Raw genomic sequence first — 21462 nt, 5'->3', positions numbered from 1 at the left:
GTAATATAAATCGTGTAAACCTACACACTTTATGTTATGCTGTTCATCAACAATATGCAAAGGGTACTTTGGAGGTAGGGGAATGACCAAGCCTAACGGCGAAAACAAAAGGGAACAAGATCAGTGGACAGTAAGGGATGTACTTGTGGCCATGTCTGGAAAGGGATATCCCACCTATCTGCTGAAATTTATAACACATGTCCAGTCTTGGATGGAAGACATACTGGCAGGAGAAGAATTAAGAGACAATGAAAGAGAAATATTGATGCCCTATCTTGAGGAGCCTTTTGAGGTGGATATGGATAACCTCTTTTCTCGCCTTGAGTGGGCCGAAGAATTTGCCGATGTCATCCCATCGATTCACAAACCTAAGGGGCATGACGATGCCATTGTGCTTGCCCTTGGTCCAGCGCAATTTGAGGATGGCATTCGCATGGCCATCGATTACGCATCTCTCTTTGGCCGGGACGTGTGCCAACGGGTATGGCTTGTCTGCGACAGCTATATGCTTTCCGACCTGCTGCGCTATTCTGCCCATATCAAGACCCTCTTCGGGCAGGGCGTGGTCTTCAGGTTTATTATGGTGACTCCGTGGGGCTGGACAGAGATTCCAGTGGGAGACAGCACAAATCCCGGCGGTCGCTTAAATTGGCGTAACTTACGCAAGGGCTCCCAGGAAACATCAAATGGCAACAGCTCTGGCGGAGAGGACGACAGAGCTCATTAGGGGTTTGACGACCTCTTTGGGGCGTGATACAATCTCGCCGTTCGGGGCGTAGCGCAGCCTGGTAAGCGCGCCTGGTTCGGGACCAGGAGGTCGGAGGTTCGAATCCTCTCGCCCCGACCATATAGAAGAATGATCCTGGCTTTTTTGGCCAGGATTTTTTTATTATAACCACCAGTTAAGGGACAAAAAAATAAATTGACTAATACTGACTATTTTGCTAGAATCAGCCGTGGAGGGAAATAATTTGGCCATAGATAAAGTCGCAGTGAATAGAAAAGCCAGGCATGATTACTTTATACTTGACACCTTTGAGTGCGGCATTGTACTCACTGGTACAGAGATAAAGTCGGTGAGAGCCGGCAAGGTCAATTTAAAAGACAGCTTCGCTCTCATTCGAAATGGCGAAATGTGGCTTATTGGCGTACATATTTCCCCTTATGAGAAGGGAAGCTATTATAACCACGAACCAGAAAGGGATCGAAAGCTTCTTGTTCATAAAGCAGAGATAATACGACTGAACAGCAAAATTCGCGAAAAAGGCTTAACCCTCGTGCCCCTTTCCATCTATATAAAAAACGGGCAGCATGCAAAAATAGAGTTGGCACTGGTAAAGGGAAAGGCAGAACACGACAAACGGGACACCATAGCGGAGCGAGATGCAAAACGATCTATGGCGAGAGCCTTGCGGCGAGAAGATAGAGAATAGGGGGGCGACTGGTTTCGACGGCAAGATGGAGGGTCTGGAAGAGCGGGTCGAGGACTCCGCAACCTCGTTAAACGGCGGGACAACAATAAACGTCAACAATAATAATTACGCACTGGCTGCTTAGTTCAGCCACGTCTTCAGTAGATTAGTCACCGGTCTGCTGACAGGCGTCACAATTAGGTGAATGCCTCGCGGAGAGTGCCTCTGGCTCTGTGAGAAAGATAAAGGGGCTAGGGAGCGCGGCATCCTGTTCCTGGGGGGCTGCATCCGACACTAAAACAGGAACTACACTCGTAGAGCTTCCACGGCTGGCCCTTGTCGGACCGGGGTTCAAGTCCCCGCGCCTCCACCAATTATAAAAGACAAACCCGTCTCTCCAGAGTAATTCTCTGGGTAGGCGGGTTTTCTTTCTTCATAAATTTTGGCCCTAGCTTGTGGCCGCTTTTAACGATTGTCTTAGGCTATCGTACGGTGCCGCCGTCACCGGACGTTTTTTAAAATCGCCTGCTACAGAGAAGCTTTTACTCAAAACTGCGCCCTTGACCTTCCTCTTCATAGGTTACTCCGTCACGGATATGATAAATGCGCTTAAAGGTGGGGATTATTTTTTCATCGTGGGTAACGACAATAACAGCAGTCTCGAACCTTTGGGCCATATCGTTCAAGATTCTGATGACCGCCAGCGCACGCTCACTATCAAGGGGGGCAGTCGGTTCATCGGCCAATATTACCGGAGGGCGATTGACCAAACCGCGTGCAATGGCCACTCGTTGTTGTTCGCCACCAGAGAGTTGAGATGGCATAGCCTTGGCGCGGTGCTCCACATCAAGCGCTTTTAACAATTCTATTGCTTGTTGACGCGCTTCGGCGTTAGGTTTCCCCGCCAGCATAGGCAGCAGTGCGACGTTGTCGGTAACATCTAGGAAAGGGATCAGATACGGCGCTTGAAATACAAAGCCGATATGGTCACGACGTAGCGCGCGAAGATCTTTGACCTTCCAGCCATCGTGATAAATAACGTCATCTCCGAGCATCATTTGCCCAGCAGTCGGCTCTATCACAGCACCTAAGCATTTAAGCAACGTACTCTTGCCAGAACCTGAAGGTCCAATCAGCCCAACGACTTCCCCAGGCGCAACGTGCATGTTTACCATCTTCAAAGCGTCAACAGCAGTATCGCCGCTTCCATAGCGTTTTCTCAACCCTGAGATGCGAATGCCTTTACCAGTCATATTAACCTCCTATGGCTTCGGCCGGATCGACCTTAAGAGCGACACGAATGGCTATAATGCTCGACATGACGCAGATCATAATCACGGCGATAAAACCAAGAACTGAGTCGAGAGGCTCCAGCAGCACATATTTGGGAAAAATAGGTGCCATCAACAGAGTCGCCGAGATCTTCCCAACCACAAAACCGATCAAGCCCAAAGCAATAGACTGTTGTACAATCAAACCGACAATGGTGCGATTTTTTGTGCCGATCAGTTTTAACACGGCGATTTCCCTTATTTTGCCAAGTGTCAGCGTGTAGATGATGAAGGCGACAATAACCGAACTCACAATCGAAAGGATCACAAGAAACATCGCGATTTGCTTTGATGAGGTGGCGATCAGCTTGCCGACAAGAATTTCCTCCATCTGACTGCGAGTGTAGACCGTCAAGCGCTTCCAGCGGCGGATCGATTCAGCGACTTCTTCTGGGTCATGACCTGTTTCAACCCGCACCAAAATAGCGTTGACGTAAGGGTTGGTGCTTTGCGAGGCAATAACCGCATCAAGCAAAGCAGGCACTCCAGGCTGGTTGAAAGCCGGGTTTTCAGCTGTTCGTCGGCGCTGTTCTCGTATGGCATCGTTATCCTTTAGAAACTGGGCTTCCTGAGCATCTTTAAGTGGAATAAACACCATGGGATCACCATTGGAAGAAACCATCCTTCTAGTCAGGCCAACCACGGTGTATTGGTTACGTCGAATCTGGATGTGTTCACCAAGTTTAAATCCCGAGGCGATATCGGCAACGGCCTCGTAATGGCTCCGGGTGATCTGACGTCCTGCTACGAGATAAGGCGGCCAGCCTGGTGTTCCTGGTTCTCCGGGTGCGATGCCGGTAACCATGACGCGTACATCTCTTACTTCTTTGCGTACTTGCATGGTGAGGTAGGTGATGTTCGCTGTCTGATCCACGCCCTGCATGCCTCGTATCCCGCGCCAGGTGTCATCGTAGATGCTTGATGATTCAGCGTAAGGACCAAGCGTGTCCTTTTGTACCACCCAGAGATCAGCACCGCTGTTGTCGAGTAGTACCTTAGCGTCATCCACCATGCCGCGATAGATGCCAGCCATGGATAGAGTAACGCCGATCAGCAGGCCAAGCCCCATGGCGGTAAAGACGAACTTTCCCCAGGAGTGCATAATGTCGCGACCTGCCAAATTGATCATTGTGTCACCCCTGGAATATGGTCAACAATGTGAATTCGGCTGTGTTCATTCAATGGGTTTTCGCTGTAGATCACTACCTGGTCGCCAATTTTGAGTCCTTCTCGTACCTGTACGCGGCCCTCCAAATCAGCGATCCCTAGTGAAACTGGTGTAAAGCGAAGATCACCATCTATAACCTGCCACACGCCCAATCTGCCATCAATGTGATGGATAGCGGCATTAGAGATAACTGGCGCTGCCGCAAGCGTTGGCAGGGTAATCGTGACCTCGGCCAGTTCACCGATTGGTGGCATCGGATCAGGAATTTGATCGAATACAACTTTGGCCAATACTTCCTCAGTAACTACGTCTGCCAATGGTTCGACTCGTAGAACACGCCCTGTCTGCATTTCTCCCGCCTGGGAACGTAACCTGATCTGGGCTGATAAACCGGCGGCGAGGCCACGCGCTCGAATTTGATCGAAGCGGACATTGACCCACAGTGAGTACGGGTCGATCAGTTCTACGACAGCCTGGCCAGCAACTACGGTGGTTCCAGGATCGGCATCACGTGATACGATCAATCCGTCAACTGGTGCAATCAGAGACAAATTGCTGCGCTGCGCCTCTAATGCCTCTCGCTCGGAACGTACACGAGATAGCTCCTCACGTGCCCCAGTCAGCGCTGCTTCCGCAACCAACAGTTCTTGTCGTTTAGCGTCTGCCACCTCTTCACTGGTGTAACCCGCTTTAAGTAACTGCTCGTAGCGTAAAGCCTGTGTCTTCGCATAATTCTTACGCACCTGCGCCTCACTTATTTGAGCATTCGCTCGCTTCAGAGTGGCATCTTGAGCCTTGATACGTCCATCAAGATCTACCGGATCCATTTCGCCAAGCACTTGCCCCGCCTTCACATGCTCACCTACGTGTATATCCAAACTTTTGACCCGGCCCGCAAACGTTGGGCCAATCTTGTAAGTGTAACGAGCTTCAATAGTTCCGATGCCGAATAGTGCTGGTGAAAGGCTCTTATTCTCGACTGTGGTCAACACAATAGATACAGGAGCAAGTGGCCCCGAGCGAAAGGCAACATAGACAAAAAGCGCAAACAGAGGCACAAGTATAGATATCAGTGCCAGTGTACGTATTTTGATAGGCAATCTTTTCATAGTGCACTCCTTATGCCCCGCTGGTAGATGGCAAAAACTTTCGGAGCATTGCGGCGCATATGGCTCACATCTCCAGCTATCAACGATTGCATGACCAATCCTTGAATAGAGCCTATGAAGAGAGTAGCCGCAGCTTCGCTATCAAGCTTTTCGTCAAGCTCGCCACAGTTTTTCCCTTGTTCAAACAAATGATTGAGGCGCTCTTTATAACGCAGAGTGAGTGTTTGTGCCATCTGCTTAGGGGCAGTTTCTTCAGAACGTTGCAATTCACTAAATAACATACGTGGAATACCGGGATGCTCTGTTATAAAATCTACATGCGCCATAAACATGCTTTCAAGTGCGCCAAGAGGGGAGGATTTTGCGTCTACCGCCTTTTCGATGCGAGACATTAACCGTTCGGCTACCCATTCCATAACTGCTTGCAAGATAGCATCCTTGTTTGGAAAATGGCGAAAAAGAGCACCCTGAGTCAATCCCATGCGGTTGGCTATGGCAGCTGTGGTAATTTCGCTCGGATTCTGTTCCCCAGCCAACTCGACTACTGCTTCTACCGTCATCGCTCTTCGTTTCTCTTTAGAAAGATATTTGTTTGATGAACTCATATAAACCTCCACAAAGAAAGTAATCAATTACTATCTTTTATCATAAGAAGTAATTTGTCAACCGTTTTTTAAACTATTAATGCTAAAGGGTGGTCTTCTTTACAACCCGCTCTGCACTTTTAGTCTTCAGCTCGTCTTCATTTCTTTCAGTCAGCGGGATAGCATTTTGAGCACGGAGTATAGTCTTTCGCTTTTGCTTCCCCAAGCGAAACTTTCGGTTTGGGTGGGATTGTACCGTTTATTGTAGGAGCCTGGCTTCAAGAGTTGGTGTCGATATGTGGACTTTCAGTCGAGCTTTATGGCAATATTATTGGGTTTATTCTGGTGTTGTGTGGTTGTTTTTTGATTCAGCTTTCTCAAATCCCCTCGTCTCACCAGATAGAGTTCTGTCGTTGATCAAGGTCGTGCGATAATCTTTGCAATAGCAGTTTTTTGTTAGGTGACTTTTGCAAACGGTGAGTGGGGCAATATGGATTGTAAGGGCATGGAATACCCTGACGCAGATTACCTGCCAGCAGCGCAGAACCTATGCAAATAAGGAGGCTTTCATGATTATTCGGGAAATACAAGCCAAGAGCATTCTTTCAGCCTCAAAAATCTACCCCTATGTCATCAACCCCTATGTCGGTTGTCAGCATGCCTGCACCTACTGCTACGCCCGGTATATGAAAAAGTTCACTGGTCACAATGAACCTTGGGGTGCGTTTGTTGATGTGAAGGTTAATGCTGCAGAGTTGCTGCAGAAAGAGATATGTAAGAAAAAGAAGGCGACAGTCTGGATTAGTGGCGTCTGTGACCCATATCAGCCCTTAGAGAGAAGATACAAGCTCACGAGGCAATGTTTGCAGATATTGGTTCGCGAAGACTGGCCTGTAGTGATTCAGACCCGCTCTCCATTGGTCCTTAGGGATATGGACATCCTCAGAGGAGCAAAAAATATAGAAGTAGGGTTCTCCATAACGACCGCAGATGACAGCATAAGAAGATTGTTTGAACCAGCTGCGCCGTCTATACCTGAGCGAATAAACGCTCTTGTAGAATTACATCGGCAGGGAATCCGGACCTATGCGATGATTGCTCCACTTCTTCCGGGTGCGGAAAAACTGATTAACCTGCTGACTGGGACTGTTGATTACATTTTGGTGGATCGTATGAACTACCACTATGCAGACTTTGTCTATAAGAAATATGGTTTAGAAGAGTATATGACAGAGGAATATTTCACCCGGGTAAGCCAGCAGATCAGGTCTGATTGCTTTCGTTTGGGTATTGAGTGCTCGGTAGTGTTCTAAAAGCTGTGCAACGGGCAAGATACGTTTACAGTGTGTGGTTTCAGATCTATGACTGCGATATTACAAATGAACATGGGTGACCATCTTCAAATTATTTAAATTTGCTATCTAAAATTTTCGGTCTTCAGTTCTTTCATATCTGTCCGCGCCGATAAGTTCTTTTGCCTTTTCTTCGAGGGCTGCATTTTGTCGAGGAACAGGTTGGTCAGACGTTACTGCTCACATCATTCAAACAACTTCGATAGATCAACCTTTCCCCAATTGGAATATCCGTAGCTTCGGAAGTACACGACCATGTCTTCGGGAACTGTGATTACCTGGATGACCGTACCGAAAGGCGGCATATAGAGTGCCGCTCCTCCGTCTTCAATCTTTTTGTTCATCATATCTTTGACCATGTCGAGGGTAACACCCGATTGCCATTGGGGGGAAGCGAACAAGCGGTCCAGATTCAATTGTCGATCGTCGTACTGTCCATCGGGAATCTCCACAACCCACCCTTTCCATTCGAGGGGAGTTGGGCGGGCAAAGTTGTTCAGTGCGTAGAGGGCACCATTTTGCTGTTCAAGCACGCGGAATCCAAAAGTGGGAATCTCTACAGATACGGCCCTTTGTTTATCGGCCACCTGAATGATGGAAGACTGGTCAAGTTTAGCCTCTTGCAACCCCCGGACCATTGCTTCCAGCGTACCGTTCTCATGAATCAGGTCGAAAAGTTTCGTAACAACAAAGGTACCATCAGGATTTATGCCTGGATCAGATGCCCCGCCATTGTTCATTTCTACAAATACTCCTGACTCGTTAAATGCTGTTTCAACGTACACCTGCCCGATTGGTCGGATATTGGCAAAACTCTGGCCCTCCTCAGGATTGAACACCACACAGGCAAGGTGTTTGAGATATGGTCGCATGGCATCGGGGGTCATGTCCCAGTTACGGGCGAAGTACAGTTTGCCGTCTGCGGTTCTGGGTGATGAAACTCCCTATTCTCGTTTTGGCCTGGGAGGTTCATGAATTCGAATTCCGGCAACGTATAAAAAGATCCATCAAGCAGTATATGTTCTTCCAAAGTAAGCCCTGATGTTTCAGCCATGCCCGCTAAGAGCTCCTTCATGGGCAGTGAGTATCCTGAATATATTTCGTAAATGCCAGAGATCTGTTTCTTGCAGAGGCCTCTTTTCTCCATGTCGGCTACGATGGAATGGTGAAATTCCTGCAAATTCTTGAAAACCAGAGCGCCGTACTGGCGCCCCATCTGATGCCACGACCCGTTCAGTTGGAGAACGGAATAGCGACCGGTTTTAGTCACGTATGCCCGCCCCCCCTCAAACTCATCGATGAAAATAAGCGCTTCTTTATTTTGAGAGGTTTCCCCCCCATAGGCTGGGGGTAAAAAAGTGTGCAGTGGTGTGAAGGCGTCCATCAATACAAAAGAAAAAAGCAGGATACAGAATATTACGCGCCGTATCATGGAAATGCGAGTGTTCATAAATAATGCCTCCCTTTCAAGTAGTAAGTAATCTTAATTGACCATCTCGCTGAACTACCGCTGTCAGGCATAAATTCATAATAATTTTCTTTTGGCAACGGCACCTTGATACACAAAAAGCATCTAGCTTTGATAGTAACGCATAAAAAGTGCGCTTCTTCTTTTGAAGATATTGTTCCTTTTGTAAAAATAGTGTGGTTAAATTTAGTTGCATAAATTTTATTTGTTGTTTATACTAACACTAATATTGTGCTTTTTTGTGTTAGTATTCCAGATGTGATGCGGCTAATCTGCTAAAAATAGAAATAGAAATTGTATAGGCTATGGGAAAAACGTTGCGTCTGCACTGAGAGAAGAAGAGTTACATTATGAAAAAGTATTTAGCGCATGGATTTTGGGTTGTGGTCTTTCCGAACAAGAACGCCCCATAAGTAATTTATAACGAGAGACTTGAAGTGCCTTTTTGTGCCAAGCTTAATAGGGCAAACTTGTTCAGTAAGGCTGTGCTTTTTCTCTGTCGTATGAATTGTTGGTTGCTGTTATTGTTTATTTTGGCTCATTTGCCTATTTGGCATCCGCAAAAATCTGGTAATTTTCTAGAAAGCTCCAAGAAAACTTTTCTGAGGGTAATTTTGCTCAGAAACTAGTATTCATAGGCTTTTCGTACCTTGGTAGCAGATTAGTTCTGTGCCAGGAGCCAGGTAATCTGCAAAATTTCATTATCATAATGTAGAGGAGTGGTAAATATGAAACGGCTTTTTGTATTAGCACTTAGTATCGTTATGTTGACATGTGGAATGGCTTTTGCGGCAACGGAAATTAAAATGGCCTATACAGGTCCCGCAGATGAGGAGAACAACGGTCTGCACCTTTACGCTGTCAATTTTAAGAAATTTGTCGAAGAAGGAACAAAGGGAGAAATTACTCTAAAACTCTTCCCTGATAGCCAGCTTGGAAACGAAGAAGAACGAATTGAACTTATGTCCAAACAGGGGATGAATCAGCCACTGTTCAACCTTGCGTCCTTTGCTGGTGTTGCCCCCGTTTTCCCTGAGATTTATGCATCGGCTGTTCCCTTTATGTTCGATAGCTATAAGGCCGCTCATTACTTCTTTGACGAGGGCGAATATTGGGCAAAGGCCAAGGAAGAATTCCAGAAGAGAAGCAGTATTGTTTTACTTGAAGCCGTTGAAGAAGGCGGATTCCTTGCTTTCACAAACAATAAGAAAGAAATCAAAAGCCCTAAAGATTTTAAAAACCTTAAATTCCGTGGCATGGATGAAGGACAGGTTGCTCTTTTTGAGGCTTTTGGTGCCAGCGGCACTCCGATTCCATGGACAGAAATCTACATGGCACTCAAAACTGGTGTTGTTGATGGACAGATGAATCCAGCAGTCTACGTTAAGATGGGAAGCCTTTATGAAGTGCAGGATTACCTCACACTCGCAAACATCCAGTATTCTGACCAGTTCCTCGTTGCAAACGGCGATATGTGGAACAGTTTCTCCCCAGAAACAAGAGAAATTATTACAGAAGCGGCCAAAAAAGCTAATGCTCTGAACAGGGTAGCCATGGAAGAGCAGGATGCAGCTTATGTCCAGTTCCTTGTAGATAAAGGGATGAAAGCTTATGCTCCTAACCCTGAAGAAATGGATTCTTTCCGTAACATAGGCCAGCCCGCTTTTGCGAAGTGGCTAAGTGATAAGATGAGCAAGGAGTGGATAGACCTCGCCCTTGAGAGTGCGAAGGTTGCCAACGAAAAAGCAAAGGAGTAATAAATTTCATGACGGATTTTACCCAGAAACCAGGGGTATCCGTTTGGATCACAAGACTGGAACGCCTCAGCGCCTGGGGCGCTGTGGCGTTCCTCACTCTTACGATCGCGGATATTCTGTTTGGTATCTTTCAACGATATTTTACTGGAAGTTCTATGATATGGACCGAGGAAGTTGCTCGTTTTGCGCTTTTATGGCTGGTTATGCTAGGTGCATGCGGCGCCTTTTTGCACGGGGACCATATGACTATCGATTTTGTTATTAAAAAGTTGCCTTTGGCGTTACAGAAACTTGCGTCACAACTGCTTTTTGTCATAACGGCAGGGATATTGTGTCTTATGATATACCTGAGCTACCAAAATGCCATGGGTATGTCGCACATGAAAACCATGGCCCTCAATATTCCCAAAACCTACCCACTTCTATCGATTCCCGTAGGTTTTTTCTTATTGCTTATAGCTGTTGTATTTAAGCATCTTTCCTATGCTTCATCGCACATGTGCGAGGACGCGGAGAAGGAGGTCTCCCCATAATATGAGTTTGATAATGCTGGGTTCTTTCTTCATATTAATGTTTTCAGGGATGCCATTGTATCTATCCCTGGTTACTACAGCACTTACCGGCATAATAGCCTTAGGAGACTGGTCTCTGATCCGAGTGCTTGCACAACAATTCTATGGAGGCATGGACTCCTTTGCTTTAATGGCTATACCATTCTTTGTCCTTACAGGCATTCTGATGAATAAATCAGGATTAACGGATCGTCTGCTGGAATTTAGCCGCCTGCTCGTGGGGTCTGTTCGTGGAGGGTTAGGGTACGTGAATGTTGTAGCAGGAATAGTTCTGGCAGGCGTTAACGGTTCAGCAGCAGCTGATGCCTCCGCGCTAGGAACGCTTCTTATTCCGGCTATGGTCAAGGATGGTTTCTCACCTCCATATGCTGCGGGGTTGACAGCTGGCAGCTCGCTCATAGGTCCGATTATCCCGCCGAGCGTTTTCATGATTATCTACGCCTCAATGACGAATACTTCCATTGGCGGGCTTTTTGCGGCAGGTGTTCTCCCTGGGCTTCTTTTGGGTGGTGCCTTTATGGTTATGAACTATTTCTACTCTCGCAAGAACAATATGCCAATACTAGACTCTAAGGCTATTCGCGCAGAGGCAGGGAAAACTCTCAAAAGATCCTTTAGCGCCATTTTAGCCCCTGTGATTATTATCGGTGGAATAGTGACCGGCATAGTGACGCCCACCGAGTCTGGTGCACTGGCTGTCGCATATTGTCTTATTGTAGGTGTCTTCCTTACACGGGGATTAACCTTAAAGGGCATTTGGGAATCGCTTTATGAAACAGCCCGATTAACCAGCTCCATCTTTCTCATTATGGGCGCCGCTACTATTATAGGATGGCTCCTCAAATGGGATCAGGTGCCCCAGCGCTTTGCCATGTTCCTTACCCAGAGCGGGCTTGTTCAGAGTCCTTTTCTGCTAATGATCGTGTTCTCAGCCATAATCTTCCCCATCGGCATGTTCATGGAGGAAGTTTCCACATTGTCGCTGCTGACACCAATCTTCGCTCCGCTGGCGATAAAGGCTGGAATAGATCCCCTTCATTTTGGAGTGGTGATGACACTCAATGTAACGATAGCATTGATAACGCCTCCCATGGGAGCGTGCAATTATATTGTTGCCGCTATTGGTCGCGTTAAACTCTCGGATGTGTTTATTCACATCTGGCCCTTCATCGGCGTTTCCATGCTTGTGTTGTTAATAATCATCGCATTTCCGCCGATTACGACCTTCATACCGCGGCTGCTTGGTCTTTAGGAGGGACAAGTTATGTATGACAAACCTATTTCACGGTTCGATTTTTCCTTTAGCAAGGCATATACTTTACCCATAGTGGAAAGCGGAGAGCCAGTTGTTCCTGTAGGTCTCTGTCCTGACCGTGTTGTTGTGTTGCAACAATATTATCTCGAGGGCATCAAAGGGGCACTCCCCGAGGCCTACCTTCGAGAAGAAGTTTTTCGAAGGCTAGTATCGGCAGCTAGGAATCTACCAAAGGGTTATCGATTTGTGCTTTTCGATGGATGGAGGCCTGTTAAGCTCCAGAAAGGGCTATTTTCCGCCTATGTGGAAAGACTTCGCTCTGAGTATCCAGATGCCTCAGAGAAAACCCTGCAGGAAATGGCTTCAAAATATGTGGCACTTCCGTCAAAGGATCCAGCACGCCCTTCCCCCCACCTTACAGGTGGAGCAGTGGATTGTACTATCGCTGATGAAGATGGCGTGATGCTTGATATGGGAGCTGACTTTGACGAAACATCTAATCGCTCAAAATCCCGCTGGTTGGAAGATCGCCTCGAAGCTGGTGAAACTCTTTCAGAAAGAGAACTGTTTGTATTGCGCAATCGTCGAATGCTACATGCCGTTATGGAAAAGGCTGGCTTTACAAACTATCCGGAGGAGTGGTGGCACTTCGACTATGGCAATCAGAATTGGGCGTTGATTACTGGAGCAAAAAACGCAATCTACGGGCCAGCTTCTCCGAGATTCGCGTGGAGAACCCCATAATTTTTTAGTATAAGTACATATCGGCATCAGTTCTGGATAAAATTTTTACTATAAAGGCTTAATAGCCCTATATGTTTTTCCTCCTTCAGTTGCGTTTGCAAAACTGAAGGAGGATTTTTTGTGTAATGCTGTTACATACTTTTTTCCCTCGTCTCTGCGATGCAAAAACTAGCCCTTTTTGAAGTGGCAATGTCTTTAAATTCCGGTTGTATCAATTTTTAACAACCAAGTGCAACATCACAGTTCAGGAAACAAGTTAATGAATCAGAATATTTAATCTCTATTATCTGTTAGAATGAAATGGATCTTGTTTTCCAGAATTTGATGTAAACATATTTCCCTGGGATTGGAAGATAAAATGACACAAATGCTGAAATATGCAATTCTTTCACTGTCTCTCCTTACCATCATTTCCACCTCGGCCGTTTCGCCTGCCCTTGCAGAGATGGCAGACTATTTCTCTTCTGCAGAAATTTTTCTCGTTCAACTCGTGGTTGTTCTTCATGCTTTTGCCATTGTTCCCTCTCTTCTTGCGGCCATATGGCTTGCGGAAAGATTTTCAAGAAAAAAAGTACTTCTTGCCGGGTTGCTTACTTTTACCGTATCAGGAATTTTAGGCGGGGCGGTCAGCAACATATATGTTCTTTTAGCACTTCGTTTGATATTAGGTGTTAGCCTTGGAATGGTTGTTCCATTTTCGACTTCTCTGATAGCAGATTTTTTTGATGAGGGAGAAAGGCAGAAAATGCTTGGACTGTCCACATCCCTAAATATGATTGGAGGGATGTTTGCCCTTATTCTTTCCGGTTACCTAACCCTCGTATCATGGAGACTCCCTTTTCTGATCTATCTATGTGGATTGCCGGTCTTCTTCTTAATACTTCGAGCCCTTCCAGATGATCACGGGAAATCACAGAAGGCAACATCGGCATCTGGGAAATTCCCTACCCATGTTTACAAGGTAGCTTTCATAATGCTTCTCTTCAGTATTCTGTTTTTTGTTATAACACCTACCATGGCCCTGTTTCTTAAAAACAATGGATTGGGTGATTCTAGAATGGCTGGCTTTGCCATAGCATTTACAACCCTTTTTGGCGCCATGTCGGGCTTTGTTTTGCCAAGAACCCTTAAAATTACGGGAAGATTCTTTATGCCAGTCATGCTGTTCATAATAAGCGCCGGATTTTTATTCCTTTACTTTTCCACATTCATAGGCATGGTTTTTATCGGGGCATCACTTATAGGATTTTCTAACCGTTCCATATATCCCATATTCTTTTACAAGGCCACTCAGGGAGTGCCTTCGGAATATTCCATCAGAGCTACTGCCATCGTATCGGCCACCATCTATTTGGGGCAATTTTTGGCTCCCATTTTCCAGAAATGTGTAGGAACTCTCTTCCAGAATCCCTCCACTCGATTCCTTTATCTCTTTGTTGCCATTACAACAATTGTCAGTGCGATCTTTGTTCTCCTTAAAATCCTCTTCCAAAAGAAGGCTCTTTAGTCCGTTAGGAAAGCCAGCGGGTACTTAACAAGTAACCTTCTTACGAGTGGCCTGCTTTTTGGCGTTAATGTTTATTTTGAGTTTTTGTGCAGGCTAGGGTGTTGTAGTGTTCTTAGACGTAGAGTAACTGTCAATACAAGAAAAGACAGCAAGAAAAGCAGATACACTTCCGGGATTCATAACACTAAAAATGTAAAAATGGTACAATACAATTAATTTTAATAGTGTTATGTAATTTTCAAAGGTAATTATTGACTGTTCAAGTATGGCAATAAAATGTCGCATGATTATGAAAAATCAATAAGCGTGTCCTATAGAGTCTTGAAATGGGTTTCCATCGCATTGTAAAACTTTAAAAATAATTGCTATAGCAAAGAAAGTTAACGTCATAAAGATCAAGTTTATGAATAATAAGGTTTTGGCCCAAATATTGTTCATTCGAATTATAAAGGTGGTTTTGAATTAGCGTAATTTAATCAAAGAGGCGTGGGTTTAATAAAGGAGAGTAAAAATGAGCACTGACCTTTCTTTTATCACCAACGAAGAAAATCAAAATCTCAAAGAACGGTTCAAGATACTGATCAAGAGCACAGACTTTTTCGATTGTCTGGTGGGCTACTTTTATTCCAGTGGGTTCCATGCTATTTACCCATCCCTCGAGGACACGCAGAAAATAAGAATTCTCATTGGCATTAGCACAAACAGAGAGACATTTAACGTGATGGAAGAAGCGAATAAAGCAACACAGCAATTATTCGACTTTTCCCATGCGGAAACAAAGCAAGAAGTTGAAAATCTTGTGCTGGCAGAAATGGAAGAATCTGAGGATAACAGAAATGTAGAAGAAGGGGTACATAAATTCATAGAATGGATTAAGACAGGTAAGCTTGAGATAAGAGCTTATCCATCAAAGAAGATCCACGCCAAACTTTATATAATGACATTTAGTGAAGACGATAGAGACAGGGGACGGGTTATCACAGGTTCGAGTAATTTTACCCAGGCAGGGCTAGTCGATAATTTAGAGTTCAACGTGGAACTGAAAAACAGAAGCGACTATGAATTCGCGAAAAATAAATTTGATAAATTATGGGCTGACGCTGTCGATGTAAGCGAAAAATATGTACAAACAATCCAGGATAAAACCTGGCTGACTCAAAATGTCACTCCATATGAGTTGTACCTTAAATTTCTTTACGAATATTTCAAAGATGAGCTAAGTCAGACCGATGAGGTTTTTGTAAGGTACCTTCCTCAGGAGTTTAAAAGACTTGAGTACCAGGAACAAGCAGTCTTAAACGCCAAAAAGATTGTGCTGGAATATGGCGGAGTTTTTATCTCGGATGTAGTGGGCCTTGGTAAAACATACATTTCAGCCATGTTGGCAGGGCAGCTTGATGGCAGAACCCTCGTTATTGCCCCTCCAGTGCTTTTAGAAAAGACTAATCCAGGGTCATGGCCCAATGTGTTTTCAGACTTTAGAGTTCCTGCAGACTATGAATCCATTGGTAGACTAGACAATCTTATTGAGAGGGGAACTGAAAAATACACAAACATTATTATTGATGAAGCTCACCGTTTTCGTACAGAAACAACAATAACTTATGAAAAACTAGCAGAAATATGTCGGGGGAAAAGGGTCATTCTTGTTACGGCAACTCCTTATAACAACTCTCCCAAAGACATACTTAGCCTTTTGAAATTATTTCAAAAAGGCCAAAAAAGCACCATTCCTAACTTGCCCAACCTTGAATCTTTTTTTAACAGCCTCGATAAAAAACTTAAACAATTAGATCGCAAAAAAGATTACGATAAATATATTGAAACCGTAAAAGAGAATGCTCGTGAGATACGGAATAAGGTTTTGAAGTATCTCATGGTTCGCCGCACCAGAGCAGAAATTGAAGAATATTTTTCTCGTGATATCAAAGAGCAGGGTTTGAAATTCCCGAAGGTAGCAAAACCAGTCCCTCTATTTTATGAACTTAATGAAAAAGAAGATTTTATTTTTAATAGAACAATTGAACATATCGCCAACCAATTTAAATATGCCCGTTATATGCCCATGCTTTATTACAAAAATGAGCTTAATCAACTTGAAAGACAATCTCAGCGCAACATGGGGCGCTTTATGAAAATACTGCTTGTTAAGCGTCTTGAAAGTAGTTTTTTTGCATTTAGAAATACCGGGCAGAGGTTTCTTAATTCCTACAACATGTTCTTGAAAGAACTGGATGATGGTTTTATCTACGTCAGCAAGAAATATAGCAATAAAATATTTGAACTGCTGGAAAGCGATGACGACGAAGCGTTGCAGAAATTGATAGATGAAGGCAAGGCTGAACGGTATAGCAGTGAAGATTTCAAAGACGAACTAAGAACTGACCTGGAGCATGACCGCGCCATTCTTATGGAAATAAAAAGGTTATGGGAACAGATAGATAGAGACCCAAAACTTCTTAAATTTAAAAAAGAATTATCGACAAATGCCACCTTACAAAAAAATCATCTCATAATTTTTACTGAATCTAAAGAAACCGCCAATTATCTGTTTGAAGAAATCAATAAGGAATATCCTAAAAAGGTCCTTTTATTTACAGGCGATTCGAAAGAAGCCGTTCGAGACAAAGTGATCGCCAATTTTGACGCTCGTGCGCGCTCCAAAAAAGGCGATTATCGCATATTGATATCAACTGAAGTTCTATCGGAAGGTGTAAACTTGCATCGGTCCAATGTGGTAGTTAATTACGACATCCCATGGAACCCAACGCGAATGATGCAGAGAGTGGGCCGAATCAACAGAGTAGATACTCCCTTCGATGTCATTCACACCTTTAATTTCTTTCCCACTACGCAATCCAATGACCAAATTAAGCTTAAAGAAGCAGCGGAAGGCAAAATCAATGCCTTTTTGACTCTTCTTGGTGGTGACGCGGAACTTTTAACAGAAGGCGAACCCATAGGGTCTCATGAACTGTTTGATCGGCTGACATCTGCAAAAACACTGGAAGGCAACGATGAGAGTGAAGAAAGCGAACTCAAATATTTACGGGTCATTCAGGATATTCGAGAAAAGAATGCCGAACTTTTTGAAAGGATAAAACGCTTGCCTAAAAAGGCTCGCACTTCAAAACAGAAGTTTGAATCTGCCGGGTCACTTATAACCTATTTCCGACTGGGAAAGTTGCAAAAGTTCTTTATGTCGAAAGACAAAGATGAAGCGCAAGAACTTGATTTTATGACCGCTGCAAAATTGCTTGAAAGCAATCCAGAGGAAAAAAGAAAGCACATCCCAGGAGAAATATACGACTTGTTAGACAAGAACAAAAATGCCTTTATCGTCGCCACAACAGAAGAAGTAACAAAGCCGCAACGAGGAAAAGGAAAAGATAGTGCCGCCAACATCCTTAAGATTTTAAAGGCAACGATGAGTAATACCCAGAAGTTTACCGAAGACCAGGAGGACTACCTGAGAAAAGTATTCACCCAGCTTGAAGAAGGCGGTCTGCCTAAACAAACCACAAAGAATACGCTCCAAGCGTTGCAATCCCTGCGAAAAGAATTGGTAAATCCTTTAAAGGTTTTGGCCGTGCTTCAGGCAAATGTTCCTGCGGGGCTGCTCGAAAGCCATTATGCAGAGCAAAATCCAGCAGCTTCAGGTAAGCGAGAAGTGATTTTGTCATTATATTTGGCAGGTGAGAAAGAATGAACAAAGAACAGGCGCGGGATATTATCAAAACAACATTTGAGAGTGCTTTTGATAGAAACAAGTTTATATATTTCATCAAAAACCTTTTGAATAGAATAGAGGAGGATCCTTTTAACCTTCATGGTCAGTACATCCGTGATGCCTACAAGCAGCACATCAGAAAATATGAACGGGTAGGAACGTACAGCGATGGCAAAAATCGGATTGATATTCTTATCGTCACTTTACAGAAAGAGAAATCTATTGAGCGTGCCAGGACTGCGCAACGAAATTTTATCGCTGGATACCTCCAGGGAAAATATGGCAGAAAAAGCATAAAAGATGCGGCCCTTGTTGCTTATGTTTCTCCAGAAGAAGAGGACTGGCGCTTTTCTCTGGTCAGAATGGACTATACGTTTAAACAACTACCTTCCGGAAGTGTAAGTGTAAGTGAAGAATTTACTCCAGCCAGGAGATGGTCATTTCTCGTTGGGGTCAATGAAAAAAGCCATACCGCCCAGAGCCGGTTGGTAACCATACTGGCAAATGACGAACATGCCCCCAGCCTTGAAGAGCTGGAAAATGCTTTTGACATAGAAACAGTTACCAAAGAGTTTTTCCTTAAATACCGTGACCTTTTCATCCGCACTAAAGAAGAACTAGACCGCATTGTAAAAAAAGACCTGAAAATCAAAGAAAATTTTGAAGCCAATGGTGTAGATACGGTAAACTTCGCAAAGAAATTGCTTGGCCAAATCGTATTTCTTTACTTTCTTCAGAAAAAAGGCTGGTTCGGTGTTGGGCGCGATGAAGATTGGGGAACTGGTTCCAAGCATTTTCTTCGTGAATTATTTGAGAAAAAACGTTGCCAGTATAACAATTTTTTTAATGATGTTCTGGAGCCTCTCTTCTATGAAGCTTTACGTATTGATCGCAGTTCCTCCGATGATTATTACAGCCGATTTGACTGCAAGATTCCCTTTCTAAATGGTGGTTTATTCGATCCTATCGGCAATTACGATTGGGTACACACTGATATAAACCTCCCTAATACCTTGTTTTCAAATACCAGGAAAACCAGAGAGGGAGATATCGGCGACGGAATTTTAGATATCTTCGATCGCTATAACTTTACCGTGAAGGAAGATGAGCCTCTGGAAAAAGAAGTAGCCATTGATCCGGAACTGCTGGGCAAGACATATGAAAAATTCAATGCAATCCGCCCTGATAATTTCGATGAGTTTAAAAAAGCATTGAAGAGCGGCAAAAGTGGCGAGGAAACCAAGTTTAATAAAAAATTCGGAGTTTATTACACCCCCCGTGAAATTGTTCATTATATGTGCCAGCAAAGTCTCGTTAATTATCTCTATACCGAGCTGAATAAAGAAGCTCCTTACCACGGAAAAGACGGAACTCAAATTTTCGCTTTTGGAAATGAGCAGTTAAATCTGACTGTTGAAGATAGAACCATACCTAAAATAGGCAGGAAAGATATTGAAACTCTTATTTATAGCGGCGAACAGGTTAGACAAAACGAAGCCCGCGTTATAAATGAAGGAAGAGAAACACGTACGTACTCGCACAAAATGCCCGAAGCTATCCGCAATAACGCAGCCCTGATCGATCAGAAGTTAGCAGAGATCACCGTATGCGACCCAGCAGTAGGCTCAGGTGCTTTTCCAGTTGGGATGATGAACGAAATAGTGAGAACACGAAAAGTACTTTCAACGTTCATTCAAGAAGGCCCTCGTACAAAATACAACTTCAAGCGCCACTGTATTGAACACACTCTCTATGGTGTAGATATTGATCCAGGCGCTGTTGAGATTGCTAAATTGCGTCTGTGGCTCTCCCTCATTGTGGATGAAGATGATATGGATGACATTAAACCTCTTCCTAACCTTGATTATAAGATTGTTTGCGGTGATTCTTTATTAGGTTATCCCTATATACCAAGAGGGCTTGACAAAGTGGAAGAGCTCAAGAGGCAGTTTTTTGATGAAGTTGACCCAAATAAAAAACGGAACTTGCGCAATAGGATAGACGAGGCTATCTTCGGCCTTTTCAAAAACACTGAAGGAAACCTTGGTTATAAAGTCACCATAGATTATAAGATCAATTTTTCTGAAGTTTTCAGTCAAAATGGCGGTTTTGATGTTGTAATTGCCAACCCACCATATATTCAACTCCAAAAATTACGAGGTAATCCGCTGCAAAATGCCTATAAGAGTCAAAACTTTGAAGTTCATAATGCCAATGGCGACATATACTGCCTTTTTTATGAAAAAGGCATGGATATACTCAAAAAATGCGGACACCTCGTTTTTATCACTTCCAACAAATGGATGCGTGCTGCCTATGGGGAAAAACTCCGGCGCTTTTTTTTGGAATACAATCCTTTGCAATTAATAGATCTGGGGCCGGGTATTTTTGATTCTGCAACAGTAGATACCAATATATTGATTATCCAAAAAAATAAGAATAAAAATAGTTTGCAAGCAGCAACTCTTTCTCGTGAAGATGATTCTAACCTTAATATCTTGTCAGCTTTACAGACAAACGGTGTGACGTTAAAGGATCTTAGCCAGGATACCTGGTTTATAGGCAGTAATGCAGAGCTAAAGCTAAGAGAGAAAATAGAAAGAATGGGCAAGCCCTTGAGGGAATGGGATGTAAAAATCAATTATGGTATAAAAACAGGTCTTAACGAAGCTTTTATTATTGACACGGCAACCCGTGACCGGCTTGTTGCGGAAGACCCCAAAAGTGCAGAAATTCTAAAGCCAATATTAAGGGGACGGGATATCAAACGGTATAGCTATGAGTGGGCGGGATTGTGGTTGATAGCAACATTTCCATCTTTACATTTAGATATCGAAGAATACCCTGCTGTTAAGAATTATCTGCTCAATAATTTTGATATTCGACAACTAGAGCAATCCGGTAAAAAATACCCCAAACTGAACATCAACGCTCGTAAATTAACGAATAACAAGTGGTTTGAAACACAAGATACTATTGCGTATTACTCTGAATTTGAGAAAGAGAAGGTTGTTTGGATTGAGCTTGTTGATGAAGGGCGTTTTTCTTGTGTTGAAAGTGGAATCTATACAGAAGCAACAACATTTTTGATGACACATTCGAGATCCAAATATTTGGCGGGATGTTTGAACTCATCTCTTATAAACTGGTATTTTGATACGATTTGCGCCTCTTCAGGAACAGGAACTAACAGATGGAAAAAAATATACGTGGAGCTTCTACCAGTCCTTCCGATTATTCCTCAAAACAGTTCTGTTATAGATAAGATAGAAGAGTTAACGGACGAAATATTAACCGCTAAAAAACAAATCATAAGTGTTGATACACAGGAGCTGGAAAAACAAATCGATCAGCTCGTCTATAAACTCTACGACCTTACCCCTCAAGAAATAGCCATTGTGGAAGGAAGCGGCTCTTTATAACTAATTACGAAGATCTGAAAAGATCAGTTATGAGGCATACCTAATGTCGCA

At 43.9% G+C, this 21462-nt stretch carries 16 protein-coding genes, 1 tRNA gene and 1 other RNA gene; 12 read left to right on the top strand and 6 right to left on the bottom strand.

Annotated elements, in window-relative coordinates; translation table 11 throughout:
* The first annotated feature begins 82 nt into the window (after window positions 1–82).
* The 4 genes from AMICO_RS06895 (at window position 83) to ssrA (ending at window position 1785) form a co-directional block, all read left to right on the top strand.
* Window positions 83–727 carry a hypothetical protein gene (locus AMICO_RS06895; RefSeq protein WP_013048731.1) on the top strand — a complete coding sequence of 215 codons (645 nt, stop codon included), beginning with the start codon at window positions 83–85 and terminating at the stop codon, window positions 725–727.
* A gap of 42 nt (window positions 728–769) precedes the next feature.
* Window positions 770–847: transfer RNA gene (locus tag AMICO_RS06890), tRNA-Pro, on the top strand.
* Window positions 848–971: 124 nt separating this feature from the next.
* Window positions 972–1433, top strand: coding sequence for an SsrA-binding protein SmpB (gene smpB / locus AMICO_RS06885; protein WP_013048730.1), 462 nt, complete (start codon window positions 972–974; stop codon window positions 1431–1433).
* Window positions 1434–1785, top strand: a transfer-messenger RNA (tmRNA) gene (ssrA, locus tag AMICO_RS10060).
* Between the two features lie 169 nt (window positions 1786–1954).
* Here the strand turns inward: ssrA and AMICO_RS06880 are convergent.
* The 4 genes from AMICO_RS06880 to AMICO_RS06865 are packed head-to-tail and all read right to left on the bottom strand — an operon-like array spanning window position 1955 to window position 5625.
* On the bottom strand, window positions 1955–2665 hold the full coding sequence (locus tag AMICO_RS06880; protein WP_013048729.1) for an ABC transporter ATP-binding protein: 711 nt from the start codon (window positions 2663–2665) through the stop codon (window positions 1955–1957).
* A gap of 1 nt (window position 2666) precedes the next feature.
* Window positions 2667–3872 carry an ABC transporter permease gene (locus tag AMICO_RS06875; protein WP_013048728.1) on the bottom strand — a complete coding sequence of 402 codons (1206 nt, stop codon included), beginning with the start codon at window positions 3870–3872 and terminating at the stop codon, window positions 2667–2669.
* Window positions 3869–5020 carry an efflux RND transporter periplasmic adaptor subunit gene (locus AMICO_RS06870; protein ID WP_013048727.1) on the bottom strand — a complete coding sequence of 384 codons (1152 nt, stop codon included), beginning with the start codon at window positions 5018–5020 and terminating at the stop codon, window positions 3869–3871. Before AMICO_RS06870 ends, AMICO_RS06875 begins: the two co-directional genes overlap by 4 nt.
* Window positions 5017–5625: a TetR/AcrR family transcriptional regulator gene (locus tag AMICO_RS06865; protein ID WP_013048726.1), complete on the bottom strand. Its 609-nt coding sequence runs from the start codon at window positions 5623–5625 to the stop codon at window positions 5017–5019. Before AMICO_RS06865 ends, AMICO_RS06870 begins: the two co-directional genes overlap by 4 nt.
* Before the next feature lie 548 nt (window positions 5626–6173).
* Here AMICO_RS06865 and AMICO_RS06860 point away from each other — a divergent pair.
* The gene (locus AMICO_RS06860; protein WP_013048725.1) at window positions 6174–6917 is read left to right on the top strand and encodes an SPL family radical SAM protein; all 744 of its coding nucleotides are present in this window, start codon (window positions 6174–6176) and stop codon (window positions 6915–6917) included.
* Between the two features lie 224 nt (window positions 6918–7141).
* Here the strand turns inward: AMICO_RS06860 and AMICO_RS06855 are convergent, their stop codons facing one another.
* Together AMICO_RS06855 and AMICO_RS06850 are read right to left on the bottom strand one after the other, a co-directional pair.
* Window positions 7142–7828, bottom strand: a complete 687-nt coding sequence (locus AMICO_RS06855) for a C45 family peptidase (protein WP_244392392.1) — start codon at window positions 7826–7828, stop codon at window positions 7142–7144.
* Between the two features lie 11 nt (window positions 7829–7839).
* Window positions 7840–8406 (bottom strand): C45 family peptidase, encoded by a 567-nt coding sequence (locus AMICO_RS06850; RefSeq protein WP_013048723.1) that lies wholly within the window; start codon window positions 8404–8406, stop codon window positions 7840–7842.
* Window positions 8407–9152: 746 nt separating this feature from the next.
* Between AMICO_RS06850 and AMICO_RS06845 the strand changes: the two genes are divergently transcribed.
* From AMICO_RS06845 to AMICO_RS06815, 7 genes are all read left to right on the top strand, one after another.
* Window positions 9153–10181 (top strand): TRAP transporter substrate-binding protein, encoded by a 1029-nt coding sequence (locus tag AMICO_RS06845; protein WP_041459372.1) that lies wholly within the window; start codon window positions 9153–9155, stop codon window positions 10179–10181.
* Between the two features lie 8 nt (window positions 10182–10189).
* Entirely contained in the window at window positions 10190–10714 is a 525-nt protein-coding gene (locus tag AMICO_RS06840) for a TRAP transporter small permease (protein WP_013048721.1), read from the top strand.
* Window position 10715: 1 nt separating this feature from the next.
* Window positions 10716–12005, top strand: a complete 1290-nt coding sequence (locus tag AMICO_RS06835) for a TRAP transporter large permease (protein WP_013048720.1) — start codon at window positions 10716–10718, stop codon at window positions 12003–12005.
* Between the two features lie 12 nt (window positions 12006–12017).
* Window positions 12018–12752: a M15 family metallopeptidase gene (locus tag AMICO_RS06830; RefSeq protein ID WP_013048719.1), complete on the top strand. Its 735-nt coding sequence runs from the start codon at window positions 12018–12020 to the stop codon at window positions 12750–12752.
* A 367-nt stretch (window positions 12753–13119) separates the two neighbouring features.
* A complete protein-coding gene (locus AMICO_RS06825) occupies window positions 13120–14259 on the top strand; it encodes an MFS transporter (RefSeq protein ID WP_041459371.1) in 1140 nt (379 codons plus the stop codon).
* A gap of 511 nt (window positions 14260–14770) precedes the next feature.
* Entirely contained in the window at window positions 14771–17968 is a 3198-nt protein-coding gene (locus AMICO_RS06820) for a helicase-related protein (RefSeq protein WP_013048717.1), read from the top strand.
* On the top strand, window positions 17965–21411 hold the full coding sequence (locus AMICO_RS06815; protein ID WP_013048716.1) for an Eco57I restriction-modification methylase domain-containing protein: 3447 nt from the start codon (window positions 17965–17967) through the stop codon (window positions 21409–21411). Before AMICO_RS06820 ends, AMICO_RS06815 begins: the two co-directional genes overlap by 4 nt.
* Window positions 21412–21462: the final 51 nt, after the last annotated feature.

Source organism: Aminobacterium colombiense DSM 12261, from assembly GCF_000025885.1.
GTDB classification, from domain to species: Bacteria; Synergistota; Synergistia; order Synergistales; family Aminobacteriaceae; genus Aminobacterium; species Aminobacterium colombiense.
This window is presented reverse-complemented; position numbering and strand designations above follow the sequence as displayed.

Coding starts and splice junctions, on each gene's coding strand:
- AMICO_RS06895 (WP_013048731.1), top strand. CDS start 83: ATGACCAAGCCTAACGGCGAAAACAAAAGGGAACAAGATCAGTGGACA.
- AMICO_RS06880 (WP_013048729.1), bottom strand. CDS start 2,665: ATGACTGGTAAAGGCATTCGCATCTCAGGGTTGAGAAAACGCTATGGA.
- AMICO_RS06875 (WP_013048728.1), bottom strand. CDS start 3,872: ATGATCAATTTGGCAGGTCGCGACATTATGCACTCCTGGGGAAAGTTC.
- AMICO_RS06870 (WP_013048727.1), bottom strand. CDS start 5,020: ATGAAAAGATTGCCTATCAAAATACGTACACTGGCACTGATATCTATA.
- AMICO_RS06865 (WP_013048726.1), bottom strand. CDS start 5,625: ATGAGTTCATCAAACAAATATCTTTCTAAAGAGAAACGAAGAGCGATG.
- AMICO_RS06860 (WP_013048725.1), top strand. CDS start 6,174: ATGATTATTCGGGAAATACAAGCCAAGAGCATTCTTTCAGCCTCAAAA.
- AMICO_RS06855 (WP_244392392.1), bottom strand. CDS start 7,828: ATGCGACCATATCTCAAACACCTTGCCTGTGTGGTGTTCAATCCTGAG.
- AMICO_RS06850 (WP_013048723.1), bottom strand. CDS start 8,406: ATGAACACTCGCATTTCCATGATACGGCGCGTAATATTCTGTATCCTG.
- AMICO_RS06845 (WP_041459372.1), top strand. CDS start 9,153: ATGAAACGGCTTTTTGTATTAGCACTTAGTATCGTTATGTTGACATGT.
- AMICO_RS06840 (WP_013048721.1), top strand. CDS start 10,190: ATGACGGATTTTACCCAGAAACCAGGGGTATCCGTTTGGATCACAAGA.
- AMICO_RS06835 (WP_013048720.1), top strand. CDS start 10,716: ATGAGTTTGATAATGCTGGGTTCTTTCTTCATATTAATGTTTTCAGGG.
- AMICO_RS06830 (WP_013048719.1), top strand. CDS start 12,018: ATGTATGACAAACCTATTTCACGGTTCGATTTTTCCTTTAGCAAGGCA.
- AMICO_RS06825 (WP_041459371.1), top strand. CDS start 13,120: ATGCTGAAATATGCAATTCTTTCACTGTCTCTCCTTACCATCATTTCC.
- AMICO_RS06820 (WP_013048717.1), top strand. CDS start 14,771: ATGAGCACTGACCTTTCTTTTATCACCAACGAAGAAAATCAAAATCTC.
- AMICO_RS06815 (WP_013048716.1), top strand. CDS start 17,965: ATGAACAAAGAACAGGCGCGGGATATTATCAAAACAACATTTGAGAGT.